The sequence below is a fragment of the Pusillimonas sp. T2 genome, from assembly GCF_002236805.1.
Taxonomy (GTDB): domain Bacteria; phylum Pseudomonadota; class Gammaproteobacteria; order Burkholderiales; family Burkholderiaceae_B; genus Neopusillimonas.
This window is the reverse complement of record NZ_NIQA01000003.1, coordinates 418,117-433,161: the sequence shown is the minus strand read 5'-3', so window position 1 is coordinate 433,161 and position 15,045 is coordinate 418,117. Positions and strand designations below refer to the sequence as shown.

Sequence of the window (15,045 nt, the reverse complement as noted above, 5' to 3'; positions counted from 1 at the left end):
CTGCGCCTGTGTAGGCGCAGGGATGGAGGGCATCAGGCCGCTGCAGCACCATTTTTTGCTTTGGGCGTGTCGACAGAAGTCTTCCACGCGTCGGCAATTTCGCGGAGCATGTTTTCGGCAAGGTCGAGCTTGCTGGTATCGTTACGTAGGTTGGCCAGCATCAGGTGGCTGATCATCAGGTCGTAGGTGGCTGACAGGTTCTTGGCCAGGTCGCCGCCGGCTTCCATGTTAAGGCTGGCTTTTAAACCGGACTCGATAATGTCTATGGCCTTGGATAGTGCCACGCCGCGCCCCTGTGCGTTGTTATTTTCCATATATAACCGCGCCTTGGCAATGGCGGCAAGCGCGCCATCGTAGAGCAAGGTAATAAGACGCTCGGGCGAGGCGCTGAGCACTTCGGTTTCGAGGCCAATATTTGCATACGCCTGAGCCGAACGATTGGCACGAGGGCCGCGGGGCATGGAGTAGGTCATTTTTTCGTCTGGTTGGTCAGGTTTTCGAGGGCCGACAACTGGGTGGTGAGGTAGCTGCTGACCGAGTTCATTTCGGCAAGCATTTTGTCGAGAGCCGAGAACTGCTTTTGATAAATAGACATACGCGAATCAATACGCGCCGAGGCGGTGTCGTATTGTTCTTTGAGCGTTTTGATCGTTTGGTCGACGCCCTTGGTGGCCGACGTAATGGGGCCGTTGCTACCGAGCAAATTGTCGGTAATTTGCGTCATGCGATTGGCAATACCCTGCGGGCCTTGCAAGAAGCTGGCGATATCGCCTTGACTATCTTTCATGGCCTTGGCCAGTTTGGCCGTGTCGAGTTTCAGTTCGCCGTTTTGGTAGTTGAATTCGATACCCATGTCGGCGAACGAGCGGATATCGCCCGAGCTGCTGCTGACCGTCAGAATGCCGCGAACCTGATCTTGTACACGCCGCGCCATGGAGTCGCCGGTAAGCACATTGCCTGTTTGGGTTTCGGTGTTGAATGACGTGAGTGACCGGATCGTACCTTGCAGGCTGTTGTAGGCGTTGACGAAGTTGGTAATGGCCTTTGTGGCCGCTTCGTCGTCGCGCGATACAGTCAGGTTAAGCGTTTTGCTGGCGTCTTCGGCTTTAAGCGTAAGCGTTACGCCTTCGATAGCGTCTTCAACTGTATTGGTCTGACTGGTGATGGCAATGCCGTTGATGTCGATTTTGGCGTTGCTGGCGGCTTGTTCGCTGATGGTCGAGCCGGCATCGCCGAAATTGAGCAAGTCGGCCAGGGGCTCGCCGCCGCCACCGCCGGTGTTGCCAGCAACACTGATGTTGGTCAGCGCCGCGTTGGTGCCGGTCGTGGTCGCCGTAATAAGCAAACGGTGAGGTGTGCCCGAGCCGTCGTTAAGGACGGTGGCCTGCAGGCCTAGCGTGTCGTCGCCATTGATGGCGGCAATCAGGCCGTCGATTGACGTGTCTTTACCCGTGAGGTCGAGCGTTTTGGTGCTGCCGTCGCCATAGGTAAAGGTAATAACGCCACCTTCGCCCAGGGCGTCGGTGCGACTGGCTATGCCCTGGGTAACCAGCGATTGCGTTGTGGCCAGGGTTTCGACTTTGACTTTGTAGCTGCCGGCAATGGCGTCGGCTGATGCGGTTGCCGTCAGGCCATCGCCACCGCTGATTGACGTTTTAAGGGTGGTGAAGGCCTCGGGCTTACCGAGCGCGGTTGTGGCGCCTTGAAGTGCTTCGACAGCGCTTTTGATGCGGCCATACGCCGACATGCGGTTTTGCTCGGAGGTTTGGCGGTTTTTAATAACCGTAAGTGCTTGACTCTCGCTGGCACGCAGATCGGCCAGCAGATCCTGAAGCGGAAGCCCCGAACCGACACCGATCGAAGTAATAGCCATGTTGAATCTCCTTGGGGGTATTTTTACCGATTACGGGTTAGTGTAAACCCGTGTGCAACCGACAGAATGTGGTCTATTTTGCCGGTTTGAAATATTGGGAATTTGCGGGCCTTACACTTTCGTGTTAACGACCTGGCCTTGTAGATGGACAATCATTTTTGCCACCTTCAGGACGGCGTCGCTGGGTACGGTGCGAATAACTTCACCTGTGTTGTTGTCGACAATGGATACCACTACGCGTTGGGCGTCTTCGTCGACCGTGAAGCGCAGCCCGGTCGACCAGGCCTGCATGCGCGCATTCAGATCTTCGAGGGTTTCGTCGAGGCCTCGGGCTGAGGTCTCTTGTTGCTGTTGCTGCTGGTCTTGCGGGTTAAGCCGCGCATCAAGGGCATTCTCAAGCGCCGTCACGACACGGGCGGGCTCGGGTTGGTTGACAACGCGCCCCGTGTCTTGCGCCTGAATATTCACGGCGGTGGTTTGCAGGGACGAAGATAAGGGGTTAATCATGACGCATGCTCCCGAGGCGGTATGACCAGGCAGGTTATTATTAACGGATAACGTGCTTAACGGCAGTTGTCGGGTCAACTTTAGGTCAACGGCTCAAATTACAGAATAGCCCGGCGAATACCGGCTTGATCCAGCGAATTTGTAGCAAAAAAACTACGATAATTGGCGCAACGGGCTTATTGTCCCCTGTTCAACGTTTAAAACAAGTATGTCGCTCTCGGAAGATCAACTGGTTGGCCAATACGCACCCATGGTGCGGCGTCTGGCCCTGCAGCTTATTTCAAAGCTGCCGCCCAGTGTCGAGCTCGACGACCTGATGCAGGCCGGCATGATGGGGTTGCTCGACGCTGTTCGGCGTTATCAGCAAGTGCCTGATGCCCAGTTCGAAACTTATGCCGTTACGCGTATTCGCGGCGCCATGCTCGACGAATTGCGCAGCCAAGACTGGTTGCCCCGCAGCGTACGCACCAAGGCGCGAGCTATTGAACGGGCAGTGCACAAGCTCGAACAGCAGCTTATGCGTCCGGCGACTGAAGCCGAAATCGCGGCAGAACTCGACCTTCCGCTTGACGACTACCAAAGCATGCTTGAAGACGCGCACGGGGTGCAGGTCGTGCACTACGAAGACCTGGCCCGTTTTCAGAACGATGCGGGTCATGCCGGCGAAAACGTCGGCGACCCTGACGAAACGCACAGCCAGTGGGCTAACCCGCTGCAGCTTTTAATGTCTCAGGGCCTGCGCTCTGCGCTTGTCGATGCCATTGCCCGGTTGCCCGAGCGCGAACAGTTGTTGCTGTCGCTACAGTTCGAGCAAGACCTTAACCAGAAAGAAATCGCGGCGGTTCTGGGCGTGACCGAAGGGCGTGTTTCTCAGCTGCGGTCTCAGGCTATTGCGCGTATCCGGGGGGCGCTGTCCTCTGGCGCCTGGGATGAAAACCCCAGCGAGATCGATTTCCAGAATCTGCTCTAAACCTGTCCTCAAGTGTTTGTCGGGCGTTGCGCCAGGCAAACAGTGTTAATCTTGTATTTATTTGCGGCTGTTTCAGCGCATACGCAGAGTATCTCAAATTGGATTACGTCGATTCTTGTCAGTTGCCCACGCCTTGGGCCGTTTTCACGCTTCACGCCTTTGTTTCCCCCGACACCGGAAAAGAGCACGTTGCCCTGACATTGGGGAATGTTGCCGATGGGCAGCCCGTACTGGCGCGCGTGCACTCCGAATGCCTGACCGGCGATGCCTTATTCAGCCAACGCTGCGACTGCGGTGCCCAGCTTGAAACCGCCTTGCAAGTGATTGCCAAAGAAGGGCGGGGTATGTTGCTTTACCTGCGTCAAGAGGGCCGCGGTATTGGCCTGGTGAACAAGATTCGGGCCTACCAGCTGCAAGATCAAGGTGCTGACACCGTCGAGGCTAATGTCCGTCTGGGGTTCCCGGCCGATATGCGTCGCTATGACATTTGCAAGCCCATGCTGGCGCATTTCGGGGTCTCGCAACTGCGTTTAATGACTAATAACCCCAAAAAGGTCAACGCGCTTACCCAGGCTGGTATCGATGTGGTCGAGCGTTTGCCTTTGCAGGTAAATCGTAATCGGTACAACGAAGGGTATTTGCAGACCAAGGCCGCCAAGCTTGGCCATTGGTTTGCGACTCACGCCCCGGCCGACGAACAAGAATAGTTTCCGGGCTACCCGGCTTCAGGGGCGCCACGTCGCGCGACCCGAGTAGAAGGCAACGCAATTTTTTCCGGCCCGCCAAGCGTGTGGTTGCTCGACAGGCCGGGTATTACGTCAGCTCATAAACCGCATGCGGAATTGCTTGCCTTTTATTTGGCCATTGGCCAGATGGGCGTAGGCGTCGTCTGCAACTTCGCGCCTTAATGCAACAAAGGCGACATAATCAAGAATAGTGATTTTGCCGACATCGTCGAATTGCAGGCCCGCGTCTTTTGTCAGGGCACCCAGCAGGTCGCCAGGGCGCAGCTTGTTTTTCTTGCCCCCCTGAATACACAAGGTGACCATGGGCGCACCCACCGGTTTAATCGCTTGTTTTTTAACCGACTCGAGCGGTTTCCAGACCAAAGGGGCCTTCTGGAACTGCGCAATGCGCTCGGCCCACTGCATTTCTTTGGCGCCGACCAGGCTAATGGCCAGGCCCGGCTGGTCGGTTCGGCCTGTACGACCTATGCGGTGAACATGCACCTCGGGGTCGGGCGAAATATCGACGTTGATGACCGCATCTAGGGTTTTGATGTCTAGGCCCCGCGCAGCGACGTCGGTGGCGACCAATACCGCACAGCTTTGGTTGGCAAACTGGATCATCACGTCCTCGCGGTCGCGTTGTTCCATGTCCCCATGTAGTTCGAGTGCGCTGAAACCGTGCTCGCGCAGCACGTCGGTCATGTCGGTGACACGCGCCTTGGTGTTGCAAAAGATCAGGGTGGAGCCGGGCCGGTGTTTTGAAAGCAGCTTGACGGCAATGTCGAGGCGCTGGTCGTCGTTGACCTCGTAGAAGTGCTGTTCGATGTGGTGGGCACTGTGCAGAGCTTCGGTAAAGACTTCGAGTGGGCGGTTAAGGAAGCGGGCGCTGGCCTTGCGGATGTTGTCGGGGTACGTGGCCGAGAACAGCAGGGTTTGGCGCTTGTGCGGACAGTGCGATGCAATCGCCACCATGTCGTCATAGAAGCCCATGTCGATCATGCGGTCGGCTTCATCAAGTACCAGGGTTTGCAACCCGGGCAAAATCAGGCTTTCGCGCTCCAGGTGGTCGCGCACCCGGCCGGGTGTGCCCACGACAACATGGGCCCCATGCTGCAGCGATTCGATTTGCGGTTTGATGGCGGCTCCGCCGCACAACGTAAGTATCTTGATGTTTTCGATGTTGCGCGCCAGTCGTCGCAGTTCGCGGCTGACCTGGTCGGCCAGTTCGCGCGTGGGGCAAAGTACCAGTGCCTGGGTGCCGAAGAAGCGCGGGTTGAGCTTTGCCAGCAAGGGCAATCCAAATGCCGCTGTTTTGCCCGAGCCGGTTTTGGCTTGGGCGATCAGGTCTTTGCCGTCGAGTGCCAGAGGCAATGTTTGTGCCTGAATCGGCGTCATGTCGGTAAAACCGAGGTCGTCGAGTGTGGCCAGTAGTGTGTCGGGCAGGGGCAGGGTGTGAAAACCCGTAGGTGTGGTCATAAAATTAAAATTGTCCTGATTGGAAGTCGCTGACGGCCTGCATGAGTTCTTGCTGGGTGTTCATGACAAAGGGGCCATATTGGGCAATGGGTTCGTTCAGGGGCTCGCCGGCAATGAGCAATACTCGGGCCGGGCCGTCTGCACTGATGACAACGCCGTCGGTACCCGGCGTGTTGGTAAATATGCCCATGTTTTGCAAGGGGACGGGCGTGTTACCCGTTTTAACTTCGCCGCGATACACATAAACAAACGCGTTTGCCGATGCAGGCAGGGCTTGGGTAAACTGGCCTGGCCCACTGAAATGGATGTCCAGATACAGCGGACGAGTTTTTGTGCGCTGGATTTTCCCCGCGACCCCATGACTTTGCCCTGCAATAACTCGCACGGTGACATTTGCCGAGGGTGTAATTTCGGGCATTTCTTCATGCTGGATATCAAGGTATCCGGGCTCGCACATTTTGTCGGCGGCGGGCAGGTTCAGCCATAACTGAAAACCTTCCATTACGCCTTCTTCTTGTTCGGGTAGTTCAGAGTGAATGACACCGCGCCCGGCCGTCATCCATTGCACACCGCCATTCTGCAAAATGCCTTCGTTGCCCGCGCTGTCGTTGTGGCGCATGCGCCCCGCAATCATGTAGGTAATAGTTTCAAAACCGCGGTGCGGATGGTTCGGGAAGCCGGCAATGTAATCGTCGGGGTCATCGCTGCCAAAGGCGTCAAGCATCAGGTAGGGGTCCAGACGCCGCTGCAGGCTACCTGACAGTACTCGCGTCAATTTGACGCCGGCGCCATCAGAAGTGGGGCGCCCGACGATCAGACGCTCGATAGGGCGGGGTGAAGTCACGATTTCGGCGTGTTTGACGGGAATCATCGGCATGGTGTTTACCTTGAGGCGGGGAGGGTGACAAAGTGTTCGGGACGCGGACCGCGATTTGGCGGGCACGGTGAGCACTGCGACAGGGGTTGGTAATTGAGCTGCGGTCGTCAGGCCTGCGACAGGTTTAGGGCGATACAATACCGCCCGGATCAATTATAGGTGAAGGTAGCATTGTGGAAGCATTGTGGGTATCGACCGGTGTCGTCGCACTGGCAGAAATGGGTGACAAAACCCAGTTGCTGGCGTTTATTCTGGCCGCACGTTTTAAAAAGCCAGTGCCTATTATTTTGGGTATTTTGGCGGCAACCCTGCTTAATCATGGCCTTGCCGGCGCGGTTGGCACTTGGGTAACGACCGTGCTTAGCCCCGATGTTTTGCGCTGGATTCTCGGCCTGTCATTTTTGGCCATGGCTATCTGGACACTCATCCCCGACAAGATCGAAGAGGAAGAAACCCAGATCGCCCGTCGACTTGGGGTGTTTGGTGCAACGTTTGTCACGTTTTTCTTGGCGGAGATGGGCGATAAAACGCAGATTGCGACGGTGGCTCTTGCCGCGAGCTACGCCGCGCCGGTGCTGGTGATTGCCGGCACGACGCTGGGCATGCTGATTGCTGACGTTCCCGCCGTTTTTGTGGGGAATAAATTTGCCGCCAAGATTCCGATGCGACTGGTTCACAGCATTGCTGCCGCCATTTTTGCCATATTAGGTGTGTTGGCGCTGATGGGCGTGGGAGATTTTATGGCGGACGCTGGCGGTTAAAACGGCGTATTAGCCGGGGGCGCATTAATGTTTTCGATACACGAGCGGCCGCAATAGCTTCGCAATGAAGACACCGATTGCCCATTGAACTACACCCCAAAGACTGGATACGTATCCAATCTTTGGGGTGTTTTTAATGACGCGTCCGCAGGTCTATGTTGACCTGCCCGCTATTGTTTAGCCGGTTTAGGCACGCATGGTTTTCAGGGCAACAGCCCACCGGTGCAGTTCGCCCAGCATAGTTTCGGCCGATTTGTCGATAAGTTCGTTCGATTTGAAGTTTTTGTTTTCGTCGAGCATGGTAGCCACCATGGGCACCATCACGCCTTCGGTAATGGGCATCATGCGCAGGGTTGTAACCAGCGATTTGGCCTGTTGAGCAGCGCGCAGCCCGCCCGAGACGCCGCCATAGCTGACAAAGCCTGCAGGTTTGTAGGCCCATTCTTTAACCAGATAATTCAGCGCGTTGTAGAACGAGGGTGGGGCGCAGTAGTTGTATTCAGGAGTCACAAATACGAACGCATCGGCCGAATCAACACTGGCGCTCCAGCGCTTGGTGTGGTCGTGCTGGTAGTTGCGCATGGCCGGGTGGTTGGGTTCGTCAAAAACGGGCAGCTTGAAGTCGACCAGGTCAATCAGCTCGATGTCGAACTGGCTATTGGCCTTGGCATAGTCGGCAAACCATTTGGCCACAGACGGGCCAACGCGGCCGGGGCGGGTGCTGCAAATAACTACCTGAAGCTTGAGTGCCATAGAATCGAAATCTCCAATGTGGTGGCGGTGCCCGGATTGTGCACCGCATCAGCTATCATAAAGCCTGATCTTGACGCCATAAAGAGGAAGCGCCGTGTTGTCTCCTGACCAGACTGCTCTACAAAAACAGATTATTTCAGAACTTTGTGTTGCCGATACATTCAATGTTGACCAGGAAATCGAAAAGCGTGTCACGTTTTTGGCTGATTATCTGTTGCGCACACGCCGTAAGGCGTTGGTGCTGGGTATCAGTGGCGGGGTCGATTCGCTGGTCGGGGGCTGCCTTTCGCAGCGTGCTGTCGAGCGGGTGCGTGCCGCCGGGGCCGAGGCGCAATTTATTGCCATGCGTTTACCTTACGGCGTGCAAAAAGACGAAGCCGATGCGCAGGCTGGCCTGGGCGTTATCTGCCCCGATCGCCTGATTACCGTCGATATCAAGCCCGCCAGTGATGCAATGCTGGCATCGGTTGTTCAGGGGGGCGCCGAGTTTCGCGACCCGGCGCACCAAGACTTTTTGCTTGGCAATATTAAGGCGCGCCAGCGCATGATTGCCCAGTTTGCTGTGGGCGGTGCATACGATGGCATTGTGGTGGGCACTGACCATGCCGCCGAAGCCTTGACGGGCTTCTTTACTAAATTTGGCGACGGCGCTGCCGACGTGACCCCCCTGACGGGGCTGTCCAAGCGCCGTGTACGGGCGCTGGCGTTGCGTTTTGGGGCACCCGAATCGTTGGTTTATAAAGTACCCACGGCCGACCTCGAATCCCTGTCGCCGCTCAAACCTGATGAAGAGGCGTTTGGCCTAACCTACGATCAGCTTGATGATTTTCTTGAAGGTAAGCCGGTTCCGGTTGATGTCTTTGAAAAAATCGTGGGTATTTATCGGGCCACCGCTCACAAGCGCGCACTGCCGTACAACCCGTTCGACACGTTTTAAATAGTGCTGATTGTTCTGCCGGACGCTTGGTTAACTGGGGGAAATCATGCTGTCAAAATGGCAATGGCTGGTTAAGCAGCTCACCCGTACCCTTTGGGTCAGGGCGCTTTTGTTCTCATTACTTGCCATCGCCTCGGCGTTGCTGTCGGTACTGCTCGACCCGTTCATTCCTGAAGGCCTGGCCGGTGTTATTGGTGCTGATGCTGTCGATCATATTCTTGATATCCTGGCAGGCAGTATGTTGGCGGTGACCACGTTCTCGTTAACCGTCATGGTCTCGGCCTACAGTGCGGCAACGTCCAGCGTTACGCCGCGCGCCACCCGGCTGCTCATGCAAGACACCACCAGCCAAAATGTGTTGTCCACGTTTCTGGGGTCGTTTCTGTTTAGCCTGGTCGGTATTGTGGCGCTTAGCGCCGGGGTTTACGGGCCGCGTGGCCGGGTTATTTTGTTTGTGGTGTCGTTAGTCGTTATTGGGTTGGTGGTGCTGGCGTTGCTGCGCTGGATTTCCCACCTGACCCATTTTGGCCGTGTGGGCGACACCACCGAGCGCGTCGAGACGGCAACGGCCAACGCACTTGATTACTGGCGGCGTTGCCCAGCAATGGGCGGGCAAGTTTTGCGTGATCCACAATCCACCATTCCAGCGCATGCAATGCCGATATACCCCGATGGTGTTGCTTACGTCGAGCATCTTGATATTGGTCAATTAAACGAGTGTGCTGAAAAGTTCAATTGCAACGTTTATGTCGATGCCGTAGCCGGCGCGTTTGTGCATCCGCGCACGCCATTGCTGTGGGTCGACTCAAGCTCTGACAGTGGTTTAACCGAGGCGATGCGCGCGGCTTACACATTGGCACCTGAACGCTCTTTCGATCAAGATCCGCGCTTTGGATTGTGCGTGCTCGCCGAAATTGCATCGCGCGCGTTGTCGCCCGCCGTCAATGACCCGGGCACGGCGATAGATGTTCTGGGCCGTGGCGTGCGAGTATTGACCCAGTACCTTGCGCCGCTATCATCGCCTGAAAACATAGCGTATGCCCGCGTATGGGTGCCACCTTTGGCGTTCGAAGACATGCTGAACGATTTCTTTATGCCGATCTCTCGAGATGGCGCAGGAATGATCGAGGTTCAGGTGCGCGTGCAAAAGTCGTTGCATGCCTTGTTCTGTAACGCGCCGCCATGGGTGCAGGGGGACTTGCTAACACATGCCCGTATTGCGCTTGAGCGCGCCGAGTCGGCACTGACGCTACCATCAGAAAAACAGGCGCTGTTGCAGTTGCATCAGCGCCTGTTTGAGTAATTGACTAGGGGGGTCAAGTTTGGTTGGTGTGTGTCCAGCGCTGATAAAGCTTCTGGGCGGCCAGGTCAAGCAAAAAGCCCAGGGCACCAATCAGCACAATCACGGCCATCAACTCTGAGTAAGCCAAGCGGTCGCGGGTGTCTAGAATGAAGTATCCCAGTCCCGAACTGACGCCGAGCATCTCGCAAGGTACCAGCACGATCCAGATAATACCAATGGCCAAACGAGCGCCGGTAAGAATGTGGCCCAAAACACCGGGGATGACGATGCGCAGCAAGACTTCGCTTCGGGTTGCACTTAAGCTTTTTGCCAGCATCAACCATTTTGGGTCGAGTTGCTTGACGCCCGCGGCTGTATTCAAGATAACAGGCCAGACAGCGGCAAACGACAGCAGAAAGTAAATGGGGGCGTCGCCAATACCAAAAATCATTACCGCAATAGGCATCCACGATAGCGGCGAAATCATGCGCAAAAACTGAAAGGCGCTGCTGGTGCTGTTTTCAAGCGTGCGCGAACCACCGATGGCCAGCCCGACCGGTATGCCGATGAGCAAGGCAAAGAACAACCCCACCAGTACTCGTTTCAAGCTGGTCAGGGTGTGCGTGGTGAGCTGGTTGTCGCTGACAAGGGCGTACAGGCTTGACAGCGTGTCGGCGGGGCTGAGAAGTCCGGCCATTGCGATATCGCGTTTTAAAAACTCGATACCAACCCCCCAAAGGACGATCAGCACCAGCAGCCCGGTCAGGCTGAGCAGTGTGCGCTTGCCGGGTGCTGCGAAAAACAGAATCTTGCGCATGAACGTTTTGCCTTAAGCGGTGATGATTTCCTGGCGCTCGTAGCCTGGAGGCATGCCAAAAACGCTCATGCCGCCAATGCTTTCGATGGCCTTGCGTGCAAAGCGGTCGTCGACCAGGTCTTTGGCTGCAAATGCCGGGTCCAGCGTTTCCAGGAATTCGTTTTTGCCTGACACCAGCGTGCCCTTCAGGCGGCGCACCAGTTCTTCGGTGTAGCTGGGAAACGGGTAGGGTTGGAAGTCGATACGCTTTTCTTGCCACGCTTTATTGACAATAGCGCCGTCTGCTTCGTAGCGGGCACGATCCAGTTTCGCAGGTACCAGAACTTCGGCCAGTGTATTGAAGGGGTGGGGCGTATAGCGTTGTGCGTGATCTTTGGACAGAATGCGCGCGGTTTCCTCACGGTTGTTCTGGATCCATGCCTGGGCTTGAACAATGCCGTTGACAACGCCCTGAGTCCATTCGGGCCGGTTCACGGTATCTTCTTCGTGCATCAGCACGACGCAGCAGGCGTGATCTTTCCAGATGTCGCCGGTAAAGCGCAAAATTTTGCCAACCTTGAGTAGTTCGGCCGAGGCATTAAACGGCTCGGCCACGGTGTAGCCCGAAATCTGCTTGTTGGCCAGCGCGGGCAACATGTCTGAAGGCGCCATGACCACTAGCTTGACTTGTTTTTCGTTAGGCTCGCCGTCGCTGATGGGCTCAAGGCCTTTACCTTTAAGCAGGTGCTGCAACATGACGTTGTGAATCGAATACCAGAAGGGAATGGCCACGGTGGTGCCGCCCAGTTGCGCAACGTCGTTGATGTCGTGCTGTACGGTCAAACCTGAACCCGACATGTGGTTCCAGGCAACGATCTTGGCTTTCGACTGGCTGCCATAACGTGCCCAGACGGTCATGGGCGACAGCAGGTGAACGGCATTGACCTGGCCGGCCAGGAAGGCTTCGACAAGTTGGGCCCAACTGCGGAACAGGCGGGGCTTTTCGACTTGCAGGCCCTGCTTTTCGAACAAGCCATTGTTGTGCGCCACCAGTAAGGGCGTGGCGTCGGTGATGGGCAGGTAGCCAATACGCAATGGGGCGTTGGGGTCGGCAGCAAAGGCCTTGCGTTGCATGCTCAGCAAAGGCAGCGCGCCCATGGCGGTAAACAAAGACGAAAGTTTCAGGAACTGGCGACGGGCCTCGTTCGTGGCGGATGTGTCGTTAAAAGTTGTCATGATGGTCGTTCTCAGTGTGTCTGGGCGGGTTTTTGGCGTGCTTTGCGCAAGGCATGCACGATTTCAAGGCGAATACTTTCGAGTTCGTCGACGGCTTCGTCGCGCGGATGAGGCAAAGTGATATGCCATTCGCCGATCAAGCGTCCGGGATGATGGCCAATCAGTACGATACGGTCGGCCAGCAACAGGGCTTCGTCGATGTCGTGGGTCACCATCACTGCGGCGGCCTGGTGTTTCTGTGTAATGGCGCGCAGCAGGTCCTGCATTTCGGTGCGGGTAATTTCGTCGAGCGCGCTGAACGGTTCGTCGAGCAGCAGCATTTCGGGTTGACGGGCCAGGCAGCGGGCTAGCGCCGCACGTTGCGCCATACCCCCTGATAGTTCGGCAGGGTAACGGTGACGCGCTGCTGCCAGGCCGACTTCGCCAATGGCGGCGGCGATACGGGCCTCACGTTCGGTTTCACCGATTTTGGGCTGGTGCTTGAAGTCGAGCCCGAAGCCGACATTTTGTTCGAGGTTGAGCCAGGGCAACAGGCTGGGGTCTTGAAATACAAACCCCAGTCGAGGGTGCGGCCCGTTGAGTTCTTCGCCGTGTACGCGCACAGAGCCGGTTTCGGGTTGCTGAAGGCCAGCAAGCACACGCAATAAAGACGACTTGCCGACGCCGCTGGGGCCCAGTATGGCCACGGTCTCGCCCTGGGCTACCTGCAACGAAAACTCGGTAAGTACCGTGTTGCGAGGTTTGCCTTTGCCCGTATAGGTCAGCTGGATGTTACGGGCCTCGAGCACGAGCGGGCGGTGGGTGGTTTGATTCATGATGCTTGAAAGTTTTGGGCGATCGTCTGGTTTAACGGGGTAGATCAATGGTTAACGCGATGGCCCGGCAAGCGGTCGGGACACCCTGTTCAGGCCGCCTGGGCTTGCAGTCGTTCCAGGTCGTTGATTTCTTTGCGTAAGTGCTTGAGAGCCGGCGTCACGATGGCGACGAACACAGCCTCGCGTTGGCGGCGCTGTGCGCCGTGGTTCATCAGATAGCCTTTGGCGCCCGTGTGTAGTACTTCAGACTGCGTAGCGCGTAAAGCCAATTCTGATGTCGCCAAGCGTGCCTTGAGCACGTCCAGAAGCGGTGCCTCGCCGGTTTGCGCCTGCCGAGCCAGGTCGGCAATCTGTGTCTTCAGTGTTTGCAGCTCTGCAGCCAGGTCTTCGGCTTGGTCATCCAGAAAGACATTGACGTGCGAATGCGTTTGGTTGGTGGCGCGCATCGATTCGATGCTGGCTTCGATAATGCCTAGCCCCATACCTGTCTGGCCCAACACAAAACCGGGCTTGATCCGCTGTATATAGGCTTTGAACTGCGAGGGGTGAGCAATGATGTCGTCGTTTGCGACGGTAACTTTGTCGAAGCGTACGTTAAGTGTCTGGGTGCCTTCCATACCCGAAAACGGCAGGCAGCGACGCAGCGTGACACCAGGTGCATTGCAGCGCACGGCAAACATAATGTAGCCCTCGTCTTCGACATGAGCGGCAACAACGGCCAGGTGATCTTCACCGATATTCGATACCCAGGGCAGCGACCCGTTTACTTCGTAGCCGTGCTCGGTGCGAGTGGCGCGCAGATTGATTTTTTCGATGCCTGCCAGATGTTTGACGGTATTCGACATGCCAGTACCGGCCAGCAGCTCACCCGATGCCACCTGTGCCAGATAGCGCTCACGCACTGCTGCGTTGGCGGCATTAAGCAGGTACCACGCGCAGGTTGACTGGCACCACACCATAAAAGCGGTCGAACCGCACTCGCGACTGACCAATGTGGTGGCTTCGACCTGCACAGACAAATCAAGGCCCTGACCGCCCTGAGCCTGGGGTACGCTGGCCGAATAGCCGCCCAGTTGCCCCAGCTTACGCAGATACTGCTCTGGATACTGACCCTGGTCAATGGCTGTCACCAGTGGCGCCAAGTCGGATTTGGCGTGTTGGGCGATGGCGTTGATCAGGGTAGAGGCAGATTGAGTCATGACCAGGTTCCTTGGGTGGGGCGGGCGATTCGGGGCAGGGCGGAGCAAATTGTGTTGCGGCGCCCCGGCGACAAGCGACGCCGAGGCTGATGCCTGAAATCAGGCGTGCGGCTGGAGTTCGGGGTTGATGGGTGTTTGTGCCAGGTTGTTGGCAAAGTTGCACAACGTGGCCAGGCTTACGCCTAATACGGCTTCAAGTGCATTGGCTTGGCTGTAGCCCGCGTCAAAGAAAGATTTCAAGGCGTCGTCAGAGACCTGACCCTTGTTCTCGATGACGGCGATAGTGAACTGTGCCAGCGCGTTAAGCTTGGGGTCGGCCAGTGCTTGGGTGTTGCGCAGCGCCTGAATGACTTCTTCGGGCATACCCAGTTTTTTGCGTGACAGCGCTGTATGGCCAGCGACGCAAAAGCCGCAGCCGTTCAGGGTTGCAGCGGTGATTTGCACGACTTCGCGCTCTTCGGGTGTCAGGCCGGTGCGTGCGTTGATAGCGCCCACGACCTGGTAAGTTTCTAGAGCGGTCGGGGCATTGGCCAGTACGCCAATCAGGTTGGGCAAAAAGCCGTTGTTCTTTTTGGCAGTTTCCAGGCGCTCTTTAGCGGCTTCTGGGGCGGATTCGATCGAGTGAATAGTAAGGCGGCTCATGGATGCTCACAGAAAGAGGTTCATCAAAATTCTTTCCGTTCATTCTAGAGAGCCGCCTATAGAATCAGAACTAATATAAGAAAATAACCTTATTTCTAACGGTTATATGTAAGCGTTGTCGGGGTCATAAGGAGCGATTTCGTACAAAAGGCCAGGGTACGGTGCTGTTTGGTTATATAGACCGCACGCCGGC

At 56.5% G+C, this 15,045-nt stretch carries 16 protein-coding genes; 5 read left to right on the top strand and 11 right to left on the bottom strand.

The window, feature by feature from the left end; genetic code table 11:
- Positions 1 to 32 precede the first annotated feature (32 nt).
- The 3 genes from fliS to PuT2_RS07815 form a co-directional block, all read right to left on the bottom strand.
- Positions 33 to 473 (bottom strand): flagellar export chaperone FliS, encoded by a 441-nt coding sequence (gene fliS, locus PuT2_RS07825; RefSeq protein WP_093970447.1) that lies wholly within the window; start codon positions 471 to 473, stop codon positions 33 to 35.
- A complete protein-coding gene (gene fliD, locus PuT2_RS07820; protein WP_093970446.1) occupies positions 470 to 1,873 on the bottom strand; it encodes a flagellar filament capping protein FliD in 1,404 nt (467 codons plus the stop codon). The genes fliS and fliD overlap by 4 nt, the downstream gene beginning before the upstream one ends.
- 111 nt (positions 1,874 to 1,984) lie before the next feature.
- Positions 1,985 to 2,380 (bottom strand): flagellar protein FlaG, encoded by a 396-nt coding sequence (locus PuT2_RS07815; protein ID WP_093970445.1) that lies wholly within the window; start codon positions 2,378 to 2,380, stop codon positions 1,985 to 1,987.
- A 208-nt stretch (positions 2,381 to 2,588) separates the two neighbouring features.
- Between PuT2_RS07815 and PuT2_RS07810 the strand changes: the two genes are divergently transcribed.
- Positions 2,589 to 3,350, top strand: a complete 762-nt coding sequence (locus PuT2_RS07810) for an RNA polymerase sigma factor FliA (protein ID WP_093970444.1) — start codon at positions 2,589 to 2,591, stop codon at positions 3,348 to 3,350.
- Between the two features lie 98 nt (positions 3,351 to 3,448).
- On the top strand, positions 3,449 to 4,057 hold the full coding sequence (gene ribA / locus PuT2_RS07805; protein WP_173862519.1) for a GTP cyclohydrolase II: 609 nt from the start codon (positions 3,449 to 3,451) through the stop codon (positions 4,055 to 4,057).
- 111 nt (positions 4,058 to 4,168) lie between these two features.
- Here ribA and dbpA read toward each other — a convergent pair whose 3' ends face one another.
- Complete coding sequence (dbpA, locus tag PuT2_RS07800) at positions 4,169 to 5,554, bottom strand: ATP-dependent RNA helicase DbpA (RefSeq protein ID WP_093970443.1); 1,386 nt, start codon at positions 5,552 to 5,554, stop codon at positions 4,169 to 4,171.
- A gap of 4 nt (positions 5,555 to 5,558) precedes the next feature.
- The gene (locus tag PuT2_RS07795) at positions 5,559 to 6,431 is read right to left on the bottom strand and encodes a pirin family protein (RefSeq protein WP_093970442.1); all 873 of its coding nucleotides are present in this window, start codon (positions 6,429 to 6,431) and stop codon (positions 5,559 to 5,561) included.
- Between the two features lie 173 nt (positions 6,432 to 6,604).
- Between PuT2_RS07795 and PuT2_RS07790 the strand changes: the two genes are divergently transcribed.
- Entirely contained in the window at positions 6,605 to 7,192 is a 588-nt protein-coding gene (locus PuT2_RS07790) for a TMEM165/GDT1 family protein (protein ID WP_093970441.1), read from the top strand.
- A gap of 186 nt (positions 7,193 to 7,378) precedes the next feature.
- Here the strand turns inward: PuT2_RS07790 and PuT2_RS07785 are convergent, their stop codons facing one another.
- Positions 7,379 to 7,945, bottom strand: a complete 567-nt coding sequence (locus PuT2_RS07785) for an NADPH-dependent FMN reductase (protein ID WP_093970440.1) — start codon at positions 7,943 to 7,945, stop codon at positions 7,379 to 7,381.
- Between the two features lie 94 nt (positions 7,946 to 8,039).
- On the opposite strand from PuT2_RS07785, the gene nadE reads away from it, so the two are divergent.
- Both nadE and PuT2_RS07775 read left to right on the top strand, forming a co-directional pair.
- Complete coding sequence (nadE, locus tag PuT2_RS07780; RefSeq protein WP_199722919.1) at positions 8,040 to 8,882, top strand: ammonia-dependent NAD(+) synthetase; 843 nt, start codon at positions 8,040 to 8,042, stop codon at positions 8,880 to 8,882.
- Positions 8,883 to 8,928: 46 nt separating this feature from the next.
- The gene (locus tag PuT2_RS07775; protein WP_093970439.1) at positions 8,929 to 10,185 is read left to right on the top strand and encodes a DUF2254 domain-containing protein; all 1,257 of its coding nucleotides are present in this window, start codon (positions 8,929 to 8,931) and stop codon (positions 10,183 to 10,185) included.
- Between the two features lie 13 nt (positions 10,186 to 10,198).
- Here PuT2_RS07775 and PuT2_RS07770 read toward each other — a convergent pair whose 3' ends face one another.
- The 5 genes from PuT2_RS07770 to PuT2_RS07750 form a co-directional block, all read right to left on the bottom strand.
- A complete protein-coding gene (locus PuT2_RS07770; protein WP_093970438.1) occupies positions 10,199 to 10,981 on the bottom strand; it encodes an ABC transporter permease in 783 nt (260 codons plus the stop codon).
- 12 nt (positions 10,982 to 10,993) lie between these two features.
- A complete protein-coding gene (locus PuT2_RS07765) occupies positions 10,994 to 12,196 on the bottom strand; it encodes an ABC transporter substrate-binding protein (RefSeq protein ID WP_093970437.1) in 1,203 nt (400 codons plus the stop codon).
- An 11-nt stretch (positions 12,197 to 12,207) separates the two neighbouring features.
- Positions 12,208 to 13,011: an ABC transporter ATP-binding protein gene (locus tag PuT2_RS07760; RefSeq protein ID WP_093970436.1), complete on the bottom strand. Its 804-nt coding sequence runs from the start codon at positions 13,009 to 13,011 to the stop codon at positions 12,208 to 12,210.
- Between the two features lie 89 nt (positions 13,012 to 13,100).
- Complete coding sequence (locus PuT2_RS07755) at positions 13,101 to 14,210, bottom strand: acyl-CoA dehydrogenase family protein (RefSeq protein ID WP_093970435.1); 1,110 nt, start codon at positions 14,208 to 14,210, stop codon at positions 13,101 to 13,103.
- Between the two features lie 99 nt (positions 14,211 to 14,309).
- The gene (locus PuT2_RS07750; protein WP_093970434.1) at positions 14,310 to 14,852 is read right to left on the bottom strand and encodes a carboxymuconolactone decarboxylase family protein; all 543 of its coding nucleotides are present in this window, start codon (positions 14,850 to 14,852) and stop codon (positions 14,310 to 14,312) included.
- Positions 14,853 to 15,045: the final 193 nt, after the last annotated feature.